This is a genomic window from Pseudomonas parasichuanensis, assembly GCF_021601385.1.
GTDB classification, from domain to species: domain Bacteria; phylum Pseudomonadota; class Gammaproteobacteria; order Pseudomonadales; family Pseudomonadaceae; genus Aquipseudomonas; species Aquipseudomonas parasichuanensis.
The window spans coordinates 12473-25634 of record NZ_BQHO01000002.1 but is presented as its reverse complement, the minus strand read 5'-3'; the positions used below and the strand labels follow the sequence as shown (position 1 = coordinate 25634).

Here is a 13162-nt window from a genome sequence, read left to right as displayed (position 1 = left end):
TCAGGCGGCACGCGCCTGGCGTCGCGGCGCTGTTTCTACCGCGTCGGCGCCGAACAGCGCCAGTTGAATTGCCTGCTGGGCCTGGAAGGCCAGTGCGGCGCGCTCCTTGTCGGCGCTGCTGACCGGTGGCAGCAGGTGGATCACCACCTCGCCACGGTCCTGGCCGAACAGGCGCATCAGGTGCGAGACCAGGTCGTCGTCGCCAATGAAGGGGGCAATCAGGTCAGGCTCGCCGCCACGCAGGTACTGAATCGCCACGGGCTGCACTGGGGTACCGTGGTCGATGGCGCCCGCCAGCAGGCGACCATGGAAGGTACGCAGGCTACGGCCATCGGTGGTGGTGCCTTCGGGGAAGATCAGCAGCGGTTGGCGTTGCCCCAGCTGGCCGCTGATCTGTTCGCGCAGGCGCTGGCCGTCGCCACCGCCCCGGCGGATGAACAAGGTGCCGGCCTTCTCGGCCAGCCAGCCGGCCACCGGCCAGTGGCGCACCTCGGCCTTGGACAGGAACGACAGCGGGGTGAGCATGCCCAGCAGGGGGATATCGGTCCACGACACGTGGTTGCTGACCCACAGCATCGGCCGCTGCGGCAACGTGCCGACCACCCGCACCTCGAAGGGCAGGGCGCCGACCAGGCGTTGCATGAACATACGCGTCCAGCGCTGGCGGCGTTCAAGCGATGCCTTGAACCCCAGGCGTTCGCCCACGGCGATCAGGCTGGCCAGGCCCAAGCCCAAGGCCAGGACCATGAACAACCGCAGCAGGCGGGCGCTGGCCCGCAGGCGCGGCATCAGACCGCCGCCTTGAAGTGGCGGGCGTAACGCGGGCAGAGGTCGTCGCGCTTGAGCAGGATGAACACATCGGCGACCTGGAAATCCTCGTCCCAGCACGGCTCGCCGCAGATCTTCGCGCCCAGGCGCATGTAGGCCTTGAGCAGCGGCGGCATCTCGGTGATGACGTTGCCGGGGATATCCAGGCTGGGCAGCGGGTTCTTGGGTTCAGCGCGCAGGTGTTCGGTGCACAGGTAGCGGTCGCGCAGGCGCTGCATGATCGCGTGGGCCTGCACGCCGCCATCCTGCATGGGGATGCTGGCGCAGCCCATCAGGTAGCTGTAGCGGCCTTCGTTGAGCACCTCGGCAAGCTCCCCCCAGAGCACGGCGATGGTGCCGCCGTTGCGGTAGTCGGCGTCGACGCAGGTACGGCCCAGTTCAAGGATCGGGCCCTGCAGCTGCAGCAGGCCGTGCAGGCGGAATTCTTCTTCGCTGTAGAAGCGCCCCAGGCTGCTGGCGGCCTGGTGGTCGAGCAGGCGGGTGGTGGCCACCAGTTTGCCGGTGACCAGGTCACGCACGCCAATGTGGCGGCAGTGGATGTCGTAGTCGTCCATGTCCAGGCCCTGCTCGGCGCCTTTTAGCTTGGCCTTGAATTCGGCGCTGAACACCTTGTAGCGCAGGGCCTGTGCTTCCTGCAGGGCCGCCTCGCCAACCAGGCGTTCGGCTTGCAGACGGCGTTCAGGGCTGTTGTCGCCAGAGCGAGCGATCCGAGTCATTGCGAGTCTCCATAAGCCAGCCAAAGGGTTGCGGCCGGTCGGCTTTGTTGTGCAAAGTCAGCCTAGGTACGCGCGGTGTCACCCCCATGAACCTTTGGTGATGCTTGCGTGACACACCCCTTTGAAGGAGCGCCCCATGGCCTGGTTGCAACGCCTCAATGACCCGCTGCGTCATCCACTGGTGACGCCCCTGGGAGACATCTACTCAGCGGTGCTGGAGCGCCTCGGCGCAGTGGCGCCGTTTGAGCTGGCGGTGCTGGGTGGGCGCGCCATGGCCACCCCGGGCCTGGCGTTTCTGATCGGTTACCAGGCGGCGCTGCGGGTGCTTTGGCCCAGTGCGCCGGCCAGCCTCGGCGCCTTGTGCGCCACCGAACGGCGCAGCGTGCGCCCGGCCGACATGCACACCCGCCTCGACGGCCTGCGCCTGACCGGCAGCAAGGATTTCGTCACTGCCGGGCTGGATGCCGAATGGCTGCTGGTGGCGGCGCGCAGCGAAGCGCCTGGCGAGGCGGTGCGGTTGCAGCTGGCGGTGGTCTACCCCGGCGAGCCGGGGGTAGCCTTGGAGGCCTTGCCGACCCTGCCGCTGATGCCCGAGGTGGGCCATGGCCGGCTGCTGCTCAAGGACGCCGCCTGCGAATTGCTGGCTGGCGACGGCTGGGATGCCTACGTCAAACCCTTCCGCTCCCTCGAAGACCTTTATGTACTCAGCGCCCTGGTGGCCTGGCTGCATGGCGTGGCCCAGGAATGCGCCTGGCCGCAGGACCTGCGTTTGCGCCTGGTCAGCCTGCTGGCCGGTTGTGCCGAGGGTAGCCGGCAGTGTGCCGACAGTATTGCCGGTCATCTGTTGCTGGGTGGTTTGTTTGCCCAGTTTCACAGCCTGCGTGGGGAGATCGACAAGGCCTTGAGCGCAGGGCCCGAGCATTGGGCGCAGTTGTGGCAGCGGGACCAGGGGCTGCTGGCGCTGGCGAGTGCTGCACGGGAAAAGCGCCTGGGCAAGGCGTGGAGCGCTGCAGGATTGTCATGAAAGCCTGAGAGGCTGGGTGATCTGTTGGCCCCGGGGCCGCTTTGCGGCCCTTTCGCGGCACAAGGCCGCTCCTACAAGGGGTCGCGATTCCCTGTAGGAGCGGCCTTGTGCCGCGAAAGGGCTGCGAAGCAGCCCCAATCAAGGCGATCAAGATGAAGGCACTGTGGTTGATCCTGGTGATGGCCGTGAGCCCCGTCTGGGCCGAAGACTGGCCCATCCCCACCTGGCCGGTCGACCCCGCCGCGATCGACTGGCAAGCCGTCGACACCTACGCCTTCCCCGCGCGCAGCCCCGAGCGCACCGGCATCCGCACCGACGCCCTGCTGATCATCCGCGATGGCCGCATCCTCCACGAACGCTACGCCGCCCCGACCCGCGCCGACACCCCGCACCTGACCTGGTCGGTGAGCAAGAGCGTGCTGGCGACGGTCATGGGCGTCGCCTACGGCGAAGGCCGCTTCAAGCTCGATGACCCCGCTGCCCGCTATTACCCGCCCTTGCAGCAACACCCCGCACTGCGGCTGCGCGACCTGTTGCACTGGGCCAGCGGCCTGGCTTGGCAAGAGGACTATGAATACGCACCGCTGAAGTCGTCGGTGGTGGCCATGCTCTACACCCGTGGCCGCGCCGACATGGCGGCCTACACCGCGGCCATGCCTGCCGCCAGCGCGCCCGGCCAGCGCTTTGCCTACTCCAGCGGCGACAGCAACCTGCTGGCCGCCACCTTGCGTGGCATGCTCGGCGCCGGCCAGTACGACGACTATCCCTGGCAGGCGCTGTTCACCCCGCTGGGCATCGACAGCGCGGTGTGGGAGCGCGACGAGGCGGGCACCTTCGTTGGCTCCTCCTACCTTTACCTGACGGCCCGCGACCTGGCCCGCATCGGCCTGCTGATGCAGCGCGGGGGGCGCTGGGACGGGCGGCAGTTGTTGCCCGCCGACTGGGTCACCTTCAACCGCGCCTTGTTCGAACAGGCCGAGCCGATACCCGGCGAGGCCAACCCGGGCGGCCACTGGTGGCTCAACCAGCCGCTGCCCGGCCAGCCTGTGCCCTGGCCCGCCGCGCCGGTGGATACCTTCGCGGCCCTTGGGCATTGGGGCCAGGCCCTGTATGTACTGCCGGCGCAGAAGCTGGTGATCGTGCGCTACGCCGATGATCGCGACGGCAGCTACAGCCACAACGAATTGCTCAAGCGCGTGCTGGCCGCGCTGGCCGGGGAGGGTGCATGAAACGGGTCGCCCTGCTGTTGATGGTGGCCCTGTTGGCCTGGGCCTGGCACGAGCGCCAGGCGTTGGCGGACTTCCCCGGCATCCTCTCGGCCTATTCGGCCAAGGAGTACTGCTCGTGCCGTTTCGTCATGGGGTTCGACCAGGCCTACTGTCGCGGCTATGTACAGCAGTACCTGCCGCTGGGGCTGCTTGAGGAAGACAGTGCTGGCCGCCAGGTCAGCGCCGAAGGTCTGGGCCGCCGCCACCAGGCGGCCTGGCTGGGCGCACGGGCGGGCTGCCGCTTGCTGCCGTGAAACCGTGCGGGTAAGGTTGACGGCCTTGTGTAACAGGATTTCACATGTTCAAGCCGTCCCGTCTGCTGCCCTCGCTGCTGCTGCCCCTGTTCATGGCCGTCGGCCTGCCCGCTCATGCCAACTGGCACCTGGATGGGGAGTCGTCGCGGCTGTCCTTCGTCACCGGCAAGAATGGCGAGATCGCCGAGGTGAACCGCTTCCTGGTGCTGCATGGCAAGGTCGACCGCAAGGGCGCGGCCGAAGTGAGCATCGAAATGGACTCGGTCAGCAGCGGTATCCCGCTGCGTGACGAGCGCATGCGCGACGATTTGTTCGAAGTCGAGCGCTTCGCCGAAGGCAAGGTGCAGGCGCAGATCGACCTGCGCCCGATCAACGACCTGGCCAATGGCGCCCAGCTGGAGCTGCGCCTGCCGGTGAACGTCACGCTGCATGGCCAGACCCACAGCTACAACACCCTGCTGCTGGCCACGCGCCTGGACGAGCGGCGGTTCCAGGTGGTGACCCTCGAACCGCTGATCCTGCACGCCAGTGACTTCGGCCTGTTGCCGGGCCTCGAGCACTTGCGCAAGCTCGCCGGGCTCAAGTCGATCAACCCGTCGGTGCCGGTGAATGCGGTGCTGATCTTCAACGCCCGCTGACATGCCGGGGCCGGTCTTCCCCTGGCGGGATGGCAACCAGTTCGAACTGCTGATCGATGGCCCCGAATTCTTCCCGCGCATGCTGCTGGCCATCGTGCGCGCCGAGCTCCAGGTTGACCTGGAGCTGTACCTGGTCGAAGGCGGCGCTTGCGCCGAGGCGGTGGTGGATGCCCTGGAGCAGGCCGCACGGCGTGGCGTGCGGGTGCGCTGCCTGTTCGACGACTACGGGTCCTTGGCCTTCCCAACGGCCTTGCGCCAGCGGTTGCTGGCGGCTGGCGTCTACCTGCGCTGGTACAACCGCCTGCGCTGGCGCCGGGGCTTGCGCAACCTGTACCGCGACCACCGCAAGCTGCTGCTGGTGGACGAGCGCTGGGCGGTGGTCGGTGGCACCGGTGTCACCGACGAGTTCTGGCAGCCCGACGAGCCCACCAGCGAATGGCACGAAGTGATGGTGGGTATCCAGGGGCCGTTGGTCGGCGATTGGCAACTGCTGTTCGACCGTCAATGGACCGCCAACCAGCGCCGTACCGCCTGGCGCCCGCCCGAAGGCTTTGGCCTGCCGCGCTTGCCGCAGGTGCCGGCGCAGGGCCAGGGCATGGGCCGGGTGGCCTATGCCGATGCCCGCCAGCACAAGGACATCCTGCATGCGCTGGTGCGCGCGCTGAACAGCGGCCAGCAGCGTATCTGGCTGGCTACCCCGTACTTCTTGCCCACCTTCAGCGTGCGCCGCTCGTTGCGCCGCGCCGCGCAGAAGGGCGTCGACGTGCGCCTGCTGCTCACCGGCCCGCGCACCGACCACCCGGCGGTGCGCTACGCCGGCCACCGTTATTACCCCCGGTTGCTGCGCGCCGGGGTACGGATCTTCGAATACCAGCCGTGCTTCCTGCACCTGAAGATGGTGCTGGTGGACGACTGGGTCAGCGTCGGCTCGTGCAACTTCGACCACTGGAACCTGCGCTTCAACCTCGAAGCCAACGTCGAAGCACTCGACCCGCCGCTGACCGCCGCGGTGGCCGCCAGCTTCGAGCGCGATTTCGCCCAGAGCCAGGAGGTCGACCTGGCCCGCTGGCATGCCCGCCCGTTGTGGCGACGGGTGCAGCAGCGGCTGTGGGGCTGGCTGGACCGGCTGGTGGCCAACCTGCTCAATCGACGCGACTAGCGGCTTATATCGCTGGCCGGCAAAGCGGACTATCGTGCTGGGATTGATCCCAAGCAACGGAAGGAGTGGATGCGATGACGGCGAAGAAGATTCTCATGCTGGTCGGTGACTACGTCGAAGACTACGAGGTGATGGTGCCGTTCCAGGCCCTGGCCATGGTGGGCCATACCGTGCACGCGGTGTGCCCGGAGAAGATCGCGGGGCAGACCGTGCGCACGGCGATCCACGACTTCGAGGGCGAGCAGACCTACAGCGAGAAGCCCGGGCACAACTTCGCCCTGAACTACGACTTCGTCCAGGTGCGCGCCGAAAGCTATGACGCGCTGGTTATTCCGGGCGGGCGCGCACCGGAGTACCTGCGCCTGAATGACAAAGTGCTGGAGCTGGTGAGGGCGTTCGACCAGGCAGGCAAGCCGATTGCGGCGGTGTGCCATGGCGCGCAGTTGCTGGCGGCGGCCGGGGTGCTCGAAGGCCGCGAGTGCAGCGCCTACCCGGCCTGTGCGCCGGAAGTGCGGCTGGCCGGGGGCCGGTTCATTGATATCGCGGTGGACCAGGCGCATGTGGATGGCAATCTGGTGACCGCGCCGGCGTGGCCTGCGCATCCGGCGTGGCTGGCGGCGTTCTTGAAAGTATTGGGCACCCGTATCGCCTGATGTTAATGCAGGGGCTTTGATGCCCTCATCGCCGGCAAGCCGGCTCCCACAGGTACAGCGCGATCCATGTGGGAGCCGGCTTGCCGGCGATGAGGGCAGTGGGGTCAACCCACCTGCTCAACCCAATCATTGAGGTTGTAGTAATTGCTCACCCGGGCAATCTTGCCGCAGTGAATGTAGAAGAACGCCCCCGCCGCCAGTACGTACTTCTGCCCTTTGGCCGGCGGCAACCCTTCATCGTCGGCCAGGTACTCGCCATGCACGGTGAACTCCGCCGCCGCGCGGTTGCCTTCGGCGTTCTGCATCACCACCAGGTCAGCCAGCCGCTCGCGATAGCAGCGGTTCATCTTGTCCATGAAGGCGGCGAACCTGGCCTTGCCCATCTGCCGCTCGCCCTGGTTGATGTCATGGATCACGTCCTCGCTGAGCAGGGCGAGGAAGGCGGGCATGTCGCCGGCGTTGAAGGCGTTGTAGTAGGCGGTGACGAGTTCGGTAGCGGTCATGGAGAAATACCTGTCGCGCAGGGGAAAGGGAATGGCCTGGCCCCGATGATAGGGTTTCCCCTCAGGCCCGGCTTAGCCGAGCGCGTCATCCACATCGACAAAACGACCGCCCCCATGGAAATCCGCCTGCTCCATGGCGCCGCCATCGCGCCTTACATCGATGACCTCGCTCGCCTGCGCCTGACGGTGTTCCGCGAGTTTCCCTACCTCTACCAAGGCACTGAAGCCTACGAAGCCGATTACCTGGCCACTTACGCCCAGTCCGGGCGCAGCCTGGTGGTGCTGGCGCTGGACGGCGACCAGGTGGTCGGCGCCTCCACCGGCCTGCCGCTGGTGGACGAGACGCCCGAGTTCCAGCAGCCGTTCCTGGCCCAGGGCCGTGACCCGGCCTCGGTCTACTACTTCGGCGAGTCGGTGCTGTTGCCGGCCTACCGTGGCCAGGGCCTGGGCGTACGCTTTTTCATCGAGCGCGAGTCCTATGCCCACAAGCTGGCCGAGTTCGACTACTGCGCCTTCTGCGCGGTGGAGCGCCCGGCCGGGCATCCGCGTCGGCCTTCGGACTACAAGCCATTGCATGGCTTCTGGCGCAACCGTGGCTTTCTGCATGAACCCTCGCTGCGCACGACTTACAGCTGGCGCGACCTCGACGAGCAGGAACAGTCGAGCAAGATCATGTCGTTCTGGCTCAAGGCGCTGCCGGCATGATCCGTCTCGCGGCCTGCCAGTACGCCATCGAGCTGTATCAAAACTGGGACGCCTACGCCGAACACCTGCAAGGCCTGTGCGCCGAGGCGGCGGGCCAGGGCGCGCAGCTGTTGCTGTTGCCCGAGTACGCCGGGCTGGTGCTCAGCGGTCAGTTGCCCGCTGAGCAACGGGGCGATCTGCAGGCCTCGATCGCCGGCATCCAGCCGTTGATCGAGCCGTGGCTGGGGCTGTGCGAAGGCATCGCCCGGCGTTGGGGCATCTATTTGCAGCCCGGCAGCGCACCGGTGTTGGACGGTGATGGCCGTTACCGCAACCGGGCCTGGCTGTTCGGCCCAGAGGGTGTACTGGGGCATCAGGACAAGCTGATGATGACCCGCTTCGAGCGCGAGCAGTGGGATATTGCGCCAGGGCAGGGGTTGACGGTGTTCGACACTGCCCTGGGGCGGCTTGGCATTCTGATCTGCTACGACAACGAGTTCCCGATGCTGGCCCGCACCCTTGCAGAGCGCGGCGCCGACCTGATTCTAGCCCCCAGTTGTACCGATACCGAGGCCGGTTACCACCGGGTGCGCATCGGCGCCCAGGCGCGGGCGCTGGAGAATCAGGTTGCCGTGCTGCAGAGCCCGACCGTGGGGTTGGCGCCCTGGTCGCCAGCGCTGGACGAGAACGTCGGCAAGGCGGGATTGTTCGTGCCGCCGGACCATGGCATGCCGGGGGACGGGGTGCTGGCTGAAAGTGCGTCGCTGATGCGGGCGGGGAGCCTATGGCTGGTCTGTGATATCGACCTGGAGGAGGTGCGGCGGGTGCGGCAGGAGGGGCAGGTGTTCACCCGCAGGGATTGGCCGGAGCAGTTCGACAGGGTGAAGTGAAAACAGTGACGGCTCATATCGCGGGGCAAGCCCGCTCCCACGAGGTATGGGAACGGGCTCTGTTACAGCAGGTTTACTTCACTTCGACTGCCAGGCTTTCGGCAATCTTGCTCTGCCACAGCGCAGGGCCGGTGATGTGTACCGATTCACCTTTGCTGTCCACCGCGACGGTGACCGGCATGTCCTTCACTTCGAACTCATAGATCGCTTCCATGCCCAGCTCGGCGAAGGCCAGGACCTTCGATTTGCGGATGGCCTGGGCCACCAGGTAGGCGGCGCCGCCGACGGCCATCAGGTACACGGCCTTGTTGTCCTTGATCGCTTCGATGGCGGTCGGGCCACGTTCGGACTTGCCGATCATGCCCAACAGGCCGGTCTGCTCGAGGATCTGGCGGGTGAACTTGTCCATGCGGGTGGCGGTGGTCGGGCCGGCTGGGCCTACCACTTCGTCACCGACCGGGTCGACCGGGCCGACGTAATAGATGAAGCGGCCTTTGAGGTCGACCGGCAGCGCTTCGCCGCGGTTGAGCATCTCGACCATGCGCTTGTGCGCGGCGTCGCGGCCGGTGAGCATCTTGCCGTTGAGCAGGATGGTCTCGCCTGGCTGCCAGCTGGCGACTTCTTCCGGGGTGATTTCGTCGAGGTTGACGCGGCGGGCGCTTGGGCCGGCTTCCCAGACGATTTCCGGGTAGGCGTCCAGCGACGGCGCTTCCAGCTCGGCAGGGCCGGAACCGTCGAGCACGAAGTGGGCGTGACGGGTGGCGGCGCAGTTGGGGATCATGCACACCGGCAGCGAGGCGGCGTGGGTCGGGTAGTCCATGATCTTGACGTCGAGCACGGTGGTCAGGCCGCCCAGGCCCTGGGCGCCGATGCCCAGCTGATTGACCTTGTCGAACAGCTCCAGGCGGATCTCTTCGATGCGGTTCTGCGGGCCACGGGCCTTGAGTTCATGAATGTCGATGGACTCCATCAACACTTCCTTGGCCATGACCGCGGCTTTCTCGGCGGTACCGCCGATGCCGATGCCGAGCATGCCAGGCGGGCACCAGCCAGCGCCCATGGTCGGGACGGTCTTGAGCACCCAGTCGACGATCGAGTCGGACGGGTTGAGCATGGCCATCTTCGACTTGTTCTCCGAGCCGCCGCCCTTGGCTGCGACATCGACTTCGACCTTGTCGCCGGGGACGATGGAGTAGTGGATGACGGCCGGGGTGTTGTCCTTGGTGTTCTTGCGGGCACCGGCCGGGTCGGCCAGGATCGAGGCGCGCAGGACGTTCTCGGGCAGGTTGTAGGCGCGGCGCACACCTTCGTTGATCATGTCGTCGACGCTCAGGGTGGCGTCCCAGCGTACGTCCATGCCCACGCGCACGAACACGGTGACGATGCCGGTGTCCTGGCAGATCGGGCGGTGGCCGGTGGCGCACATGCGCGAGTTGATCAGGATCTGGGCGATCGAGTCACGCGCGGCGGGCGACTCTTCACGCAGGTAGGCCTCGTGCATCGCCTGGATGAAGTCGACGGGGTGGTAGTACGAGATGAATTGCAGGGCGTCGGCAACGCTCTGAATCAGGTCGTCTTGCTTGATCACGGTCATGCAGCGCGCTCCTCTTAAAGACGGGAACATTCAAATAGGCACACCGACAACGCACACCGGTATGTCGGCAGTGCCTGGCAAGGCTCCGGCTGGTCGGGCCGGGGCAAAAAGGCGCGGCAGTATACCGCGCCCCGCCGTGGGAAACACCTGCGGGTGGTCTGGACCTTGGTCGGCTGCGGGGCGGGCATCGTTTTTGCTGTGGAGGTAGGATTGAGTGGGCTGGTTGCCTTGAGAAGAGCATCCAGCTTTTGTTGAGCGTTGGAATCGATTTCGCCAACGAACCGCGTAGCCTGTGGGAGCGGGCTTGCCCGCGAAGCAAGCGACACGGTGGATGGCACCGGCTGCGCCGGTGTTCGCGGGCAAGCCCGCTCCCACAGGGACCTGCTAAGTCAAGAAGAGAACCGAACATGCCCGAACTTCGCGTGGGCGAGCGCCGCTTCACGGTACCGCCCGCCAGCAATCTGCTCGATGCGCTCAACGGCGTCGGCTGCGCCGTGCCCTACAGTTGCCGCGCCGGCAGTTGCCACGCCTGCCTGGTGCGTTGCCTGGACGGCGTGCCCGGGGATGCGAAGCCCGAGGCCCTGGCGCAGGACAAGCGCGAACAAGGCTGGCGCCTGGCTTGCCAGTGCTCGGTCAACAGTGACCTGGTCGTGGAACTGTTCGACCCTCGACGCGACGGTATTGCTGCTACGGTCAGCGAACTGACCGGGTTCGGCGACGTGCTGCGCCTGCGGCTGATGCCCGAGCGGCCATTGCGCTACCAGGCGGGCCAGCACCAGGTGTTGTGGTGCGGTGATGTTGCACGGCCCTATTCCCTGGCGAGCTTGCCGGGTGAAGAGCCATTTCTGGAATTTCACCTGGATTGCAGGCGTTCGGGGGCATTCTGCGACCGGGCCAGGCAGTTGCAGGTAGGGGATGAACTGAGGCTGGGCGAACTGCGCGGCGGCGCGTTGCATTACGACCCGGACTGGCAGGCGCGTCCGCTCTGGTTGCTGGCGGCGGGCACCGGGCTGGCACCGTTATGGGGCATCCTGCGCGAAGCGCTGCGCCAGGGGCATCAGGGGGAAATCAAGGTGCTGCATGTGGCACGCGATCGGGCTGGGCACTACCTGGCCGAACCGTTGATGCGCATGGCTGGGGTGAGTGTCGAATTGGTGCTGGCAGACCAGCTGGATGAGGCATTGGCGACGTTGCGGCCGTCATCGCGGCAAACGATGGCATTGCTGTGCGGGGCGCCGGGGAGTGTCGAGCGGTTCGCCCGGCGGCTGTTCATTGCCGGGGTGCCGCGTAATCAGGTGCTGGCGGATGTGTTCACTGAACACGCCTGAAGAATTGCAGTGGCTTCATCGCTGGCAAGCCAGCTCCCACAGGAAACTTTGTGGGAGCCGGCTTGCCGGCGATGGGGCCTGAAGCCGATCAGCCGACCAGCGGATCACCGACATGCAGGATCTTCATGCCGTTGGTGCCACCGATGGTGTGGTAGCTGTCGCCCTTGGTGAGGATGACCCAGTCACCTTGCTCCACCAGGCCACGCTTGAGCAGCTCGTCCACCGCCGCCTGGCTGACCTTGTCGGCCGGCAGCGAGGCCGGGTCGAAGGCGATCGGGTAGACGCCGCGGAACATGTTGGCACGGGCCTGGGTGGCACGGTGCGGCGACAGCGCGAAGATCGGCACGTGCGAGCGCAGGCGCGACATGATCAGCGGGGTGTAGCCACTTTCGGTGAGGGCGATGATCGCCTTGACGCCGGGGAAGTGGTTGGCGGTGTACATCGCCGCCAGGGCGATGGACTCGTCGCAGCGCTCGAAGGTGGTGTGCAGGCGGTGGCTGGACTTCTGGCTGGTCGGGTGCTTTTCGGCGCCCGAGCAGATGCGCGCCATGGCCTGGACGGCTTCGATCGGGTAGCTGCCGGCGGCGCTTTCGGCCGACAGCATCACCGCGTCGGTGTTGTCCAGCACGGCGTTGGCCACGTCGGACACTTCGGCGCGGGTCGGCATCGGGTTCTGGATCATCGACTCCATCATCTGGGTCGCGACGATCACCGCTTTGTTGTTGCGGCGGGCGTGCTGGATGATCTTCTTCTGGATGGCGATCAGCTCGGCGTCGCCGATTTCCACGCCCAGGTCGCCACGGGCAACCATCACCGCGTCGGAGGCGAGGATCAGCTGGTCGAGGGTTTCGTCGTCGGCCACCGCTTCGGCGCGTTCGATCTTGGCCACCAGCCAGGCGCTGCCGCCGGCTTCGTCACGCAGCTTGCGGGCGTATTCCATGTCGCTGGCGTCACGCGGGAAGGAGACGGCCAGGTAGTCCAGGTCCATTTCCGCTGCCAGCTTGATGTCGGCCTTGTCTTTTTCGGTCAGGGCCGGCGCGGTCAGGCCGCCACCCTTGCGGTTAATGCCTTTGTGGTCGGACAGCGGGCCACCGATGATCACCACGCAATGCAGGGCGTCGCTGGTGGCGGTCTCGACGCGCATGACCACGCGGCCGTCATCGAGCAGCAGTTCGTCTCCGACGCCGCAGTCCTTGACCAGGTCGGGGTAATCGATGCCGACGATGTCCTGGTTGCCTTCGGTGAGCGGGTGGGCGGTGGAGAAGGTGAACTTGTCACCGACTTTCAGTTCGATGCGCTTGTTGGCGAACTTGGCGATGCGGATCTTGGGACCCTGCAGGTCGCCCAGCAGTGCGACGTGGCGGCCGTTCTTGGCGGCGATGTCGCGGATCAGGCGGGCGCGGGCCTTGTGCTCGTCCGGGGTGCCGTGGGAGAAGTTCAGGCGTGCCACGTCCAGGCCGGCAAGGATCAGTTGTTCGATCACTTCCGGCGAGTTGCTGGCGGGGCCAAGGGTGGCGACGATTTTGGTACGGCGGATGGTCATGCACAGACTCCTATAGTGAAGCGCAGCGAAAGGCTACTCCTCAATTGAGCTGTAGTCATTGTTCCGTTGCACTACCTTCG

Annotated in this window: 14 protein-coding genes; 9 read left to right on the top strand and 5 right to left on the bottom strand. The window is 66.4% G+C overall.

Going from position 1 to position 13162, the window contains the following annotated elements; genetic code table 11:
- Together L6D77_RS01765 and olsB are read right to left on the bottom strand one after the other, a co-directional pair.
- A complete protein-coding gene (locus L6D77_RS01765) occupies nt 1-789 on the bottom strand; it encodes a lysophospholipid acyltransferase family protein (RefSeq protein WP_232882100.1) in 789 nt (262 codons plus the stop codon).
- Nucleotides 789-1544 carry an L-ornithine N(alpha)-acyltransferase gene (gene olsB / locus L6D77_RS01760; RefSeq protein WP_232882101.1) on the bottom strand — a complete coding sequence of 252 codons (756 nt, stop codon included), beginning with the start codon at nt 1542-1544 and terminating at the stop codon, nt 789-791. The genes L6D77_RS01765 and olsB overlap by 1 nt, the downstream gene beginning before the upstream one ends.
- A gap of 136 nt (nt 1545-1680) precedes the next feature.
- Here olsB and L6D77_RS01755 point away from each other — a divergent pair, with 136 nt between their 5' ends.
- From L6D77_RS01755 to L6D77_RS01730, 6 genes are all read left to right on the top strand, one after another.
- Entirely contained in the window at nt 1681-2568 is an 888-nt protein-coding gene (locus L6D77_RS01755) for an acyl-CoA dehydrogenase middle domain-containing protein (protein WP_232882102.1), read from the top strand.
- A gap of 152 nt (nt 2569-2720) precedes the next feature.
- Nucleotides 2721-3797 (top strand): serine hydrolase domain-containing protein, encoded by a 1077-nt coding sequence (locus L6D77_RS01750; RefSeq protein ID WP_232882103.1) that lies wholly within the window; start codon nt 2721-2723, stop codon nt 3795-3797.
- Complete coding sequence (locus L6D77_RS01745; RefSeq protein ID WP_232882104.1) at nt 3794-4090, top strand: amidase; 297 nt, start codon at nt 3794-3796, stop codon at nt 4088-4090. The genes L6D77_RS01750 and L6D77_RS01745 overlap by 4 nt, the downstream gene beginning before the upstream one ends.
- Nucleotides 4091-4134: 44 nt before the next feature.
- Nucleotides 4135-4728 carry a YceI family protein gene (locus L6D77_RS01740; RefSeq protein WP_232882105.1) on the top strand — a complete coding sequence of 198 codons (594 nt, stop codon included), beginning with the start codon at nt 4135-4137 and terminating at the stop codon, nt 4726-4728.
- Between the two features lies 1 nt (nt 4729).
- The gene (locus tag L6D77_RS01735; protein WP_232882106.1) at nt 4730-5887 is read left to right on the top strand and encodes a phospholipase D-like domain-containing protein; all 1158 of its coding nucleotides are present in this window, start codon (nt 4730-4732) and stop codon (nt 5885-5887) included.
- Between the two features lie 74 nt (nt 5888-5961).
- Nucleotides 5962-6540, top strand: a complete 579-nt coding sequence (locus tag L6D77_RS01730) for a DJ-1/PfpI family protein (protein WP_232882107.1) — start codon at nt 5962-5964, stop codon at nt 6538-6540.
- Nucleotides 6541-6644: 104 nt separating this feature from the next.
- Here the strand turns inward: L6D77_RS01730 and L6D77_RS01725 are convergent, their stop codons facing one another.
- The gene (locus L6D77_RS01725) at nt 6645-7043 is read right to left on the bottom strand and encodes a nuclear transport factor 2 family protein (RefSeq protein WP_232882108.1); all 399 of its coding nucleotides are present in this window, start codon (nt 7041-7043) and stop codon (nt 6645-6647) included.
- 114 nt (nt 7044-7157) lie between these two features.
- On the opposite strand from L6D77_RS01725, the gene L6D77_RS01720 reads away from it, so the two are divergent.
- Both L6D77_RS01720 and L6D77_RS01715 read left to right on the top strand, forming a co-directional pair.
- Complete coding sequence (locus tag L6D77_RS01720; RefSeq protein ID WP_232882109.1) at nt 7158-7748, top strand: GNAT family acetyltransferase; 591 nt, start codon at nt 7158-7160, stop codon at nt 7746-7748.
- Nucleotides 7745-8617 (top strand): carbon-nitrogen hydrolase family protein, encoded by an 873-nt coding sequence (locus L6D77_RS01715; RefSeq protein ID WP_232882110.1) that lies wholly within the window; start codon nt 7745-7747, stop codon nt 8615-8617. The genes L6D77_RS01720 and L6D77_RS01715 overlap by 4 nt, the downstream gene beginning before the upstream one ends.
- Before the next feature lie 73 nt (nt 8618-8690).
- On the opposite strand, the gene L6D77_RS01710 is transcribed toward L6D77_RS01715, so the two are convergent.
- Nucleotides 8691-10211: a fumarate hydratase gene (locus L6D77_RS01710; protein ID WP_232882111.1), complete on the bottom strand. Its 1521-nt coding sequence runs from the start codon at nt 10209-10211 to the stop codon at nt 8691-8693.
- A gap of 407 nt (nt 10212-10618) precedes the next feature.
- On the opposite strand from L6D77_RS01710, the gene L6D77_RS01705 reads away from it, so the two are divergent.
- Entirely contained in the window at nt 10619-11539 is a 921-nt protein-coding gene (locus L6D77_RS01705) for an iron-sulfur-binding ferredoxin reductase (RefSeq protein WP_232882112.1), read from the top strand.
- An 88-nt stretch (nt 11540-11627) separates the two neighbouring features.
- Here the strand turns inward: L6D77_RS01705 and pyk are convergent, their stop codons facing one another.
- Nucleotides 11628-13082 (bottom strand): pyruvate kinase, encoded by a 1455-nt coding sequence (pyk, locus tag L6D77_RS01700; RefSeq protein ID WP_217841968.1) that lies wholly within the window; start codon nt 13080-13082, stop codon nt 11628-11630.
- Nucleotides 13083-13162 lie beyond the last annotated feature (80 nt).